The organism is Acidiphilium sp. PM, from assembly GCF_000219295.1.
GTDB lineage: Bacteria > Pseudomonadota > Alphaproteobacteria > Acetobacterales > Acetobacteraceae > Acidiphilium > Acidiphilium multivorum.
In genome coordinates this window covers 1-2140 of sequence record NZ_AFPR01000527.1, presented here as the reverse complement: position 1 = coordinate 2140, position 2140 = coordinate 1, and the positions used below count along the sequence as shown (strand labels likewise).

At 72.1% G+C, this 2140-nt stretch carries 2 protein-coding genes; one reads left to right on the top strand and one right to left on the bottom strand.

The genetic code is table 11. The features are described from left to right. The coding region (locus tag APM_RS17315; RefSeq protein WP_007424692.1) for an MFS transporter at positions 1-498 on the bottom strand (498 nt) is incomplete at its 3' end. A gap of 91 nt (positions 499-589) precedes the next feature. On the opposite strand from APM_RS17315, the gene gltX reads away from it, so the two are divergent. Beyond that, a complete protein-coding gene (gene gltX / locus APM_RS17310) occupies positions 590-1924 on the top strand; it encodes a glutamate--tRNA ligase (protein ID WP_007424691.1) in 1335 nt (444 codons plus the stop codon). The last annotated feature ends 216 nt before the right edge of the window (positions 1925-2140 follow it).

The following is a 2140-nucleotide window of genomic DNA, read 5'->3' as shown; positions in this document are numbered from 1 at the left end:
CAGGATGAAGAAGGCGGCGAGCAGCGGGCCGAGGGACTGGCCGAAATTGCCGCCGACCTGGAAGATCGCCTGGGCGAGGCCGTGCCGGCCGCCGGAGGCGACGCGGGCGATGCGCGCCGATTCGGGATGGAAGATCGACGAGCCCATGCCGAGCAGGCAGGCGCCGGCCAGCAGGATGTCGTAGCTCGGCGCCCAGGCGATGGTGACGATGCCGGACATCGACAGCGCCATGCCGACCGGCAGCGAGTAGGGCATCGGCCGCGCATCGGTATAGAGGCCGACGAGCGGTTGCAGCAGCGAGCCGGTGGCCTGGTAGACCAGGGTGATCAGGCCGATCTGCGCGAAGTTCAGGTGAAAGCCGCCCTTGAGCAGCGGGTAGACCGCCGGCAGCAGGACCTGCAGCATGTCGTTCAGCAGGTGGCAGATGCTGACGCCGACGAGCACGGCCATGGCGGTGCGGCCGGTGGCCTGGGGGCGGGTCTGGACGGTGGCGCTCACGTGTGGGTCTCCCGGACGGGGAGCGGTTATGCCATGAAAATGCGCGCGAGGCCTCTCGCCCGGCGCAATCATGCCATGCTAGCGGAGGGACATGGTCAAGTTCCGTTTCGCACCCTCCCCCACCGGTCATCTGCACGCGGGCAATGCGAGGCTCGCGGTGGTCAACGCCCTCGCCGCGCGGGCGATGGGCGGGACGCTGCTGCTGCGCATCGACGATACCGACCGCGAGCGCTCGAAGCCGGAATACGAGGCGGGGATCGAGCAGGACCTGCGCTGGCTCGGCATCGGCTGGGACGAGATGGCGCGGCAGTCCGACCGGATGGACCGCTACGCGGCGGCGGCGGAGCGGCTGAAGGCGGCGGGGCTGCTCTATCCGTGTTTCGAGTCGGAGGAGGAGCTCGCGGCGAAGCGGGCGCTGCGGGCGAAGCGGCATCTGCCGCCGGTGTATGACCGGGCGATGCTGAGCCTGACGGCCGGGCAGCGCGCGGCGGCGGAGGCGGGCGGCAAGCGGCCCTATTTCCGGTTCAAGCTGTCGGACGGGGCGGTGGCGTGGAACGACCTGGTGCTGGGGCGGCGGGAGGTGGCGCTCGGCACCGTGTCCGACCCGGTGCTGATCCGCGCCGACGGCACGCCGCTCTATACGTTCACCTCGGTGGTGGACGATCTGGAGCTGGGGGTGACGCATGTGGTCCGCGGCGAGGATCATGTGACCAACACGGCGGTGCAGATCGACCTGATGCGCGCGCTGGAGCCGCGGCGGGCGGTGCCGGCGTTCGGGCATCTGCCGCTGATTTCGGACGTGACGGGCGAAAAACTGTCGAAGCGGGCGGGGAGCGTTTCGGTGCGGCAGTTCCGGCGCGACGGGATCGAGGCGATGGCGCTGGTCTCTTACCTGGCGAGGCTGGGCAGCCGGCGCGACCCGGAGCCGCTGACGCTGGAGGAGCTGGCGGGGACGTTCGACCTTGGCGATTTCTCGCGCGGGGCGCCGCGCTTCGATCCGAAGCAGTTGCTGGCGCTGAACCGGCGGGTGCTGCATGGGCTGCCTTTCGAGGCGGTGGCCGAGCGCCTGCCCGAGGGGTGCGGAGAAAAATTCTGGATGGCGGTGCGGGGGAACCTGGACCTGCTGTCGGAGGCGCGGCTGTGGTGGGCGGTGGTGAGCGGCGAGATCGAGACGCCGGCGCTGCCGGAGGCGGCTTCGCTGCTGCGCGCCGCGTTGGAGGCGTTGCCGCCGGAGCCGTGGGACGAGACGACCTGGAAGGGATGGACCGGGGCGGTGGCGGCGGCGAGCGGGGCGCGGGGCAAGGCGCTGTATCTGCCGTTGCGGCTGGCGCTGACCGGGGAGAGCCACGGGCCGGAGCTGGCGGCGCTGCTGCCGCTGATCGGCCGGGCGCGGGCGGCGGCGCGATTGGAACGCGCCGCGGGGTAATCGGCGCGCGCGGATGCGTCCGGCGGCGGGGGCCGTCGGGAGAAAAAAACAGATTGCGTGTGGGGTCAGGCCGGTGCGGGCGGGGCGCGCGGGCGGCGGATCGGATGCGTGCCGCGTCGGGCCGGGCGGTGTGGCCGGGTCGGCGGGTCGGCGGCGACCGGGGCGCCGGGTGCGCGGGGGCGGCGGGCGCGAGATTGCGGTGCGGGGAGCAAAATC

Coding starts and splice junctions, on each gene's coding strand:
- gltX (WP_007424691.1), top strand. CDS start 590: ATGGTCAAGTTCCGTTTCGCACCCTCCCCCACCGGTCATCTGCACGCG.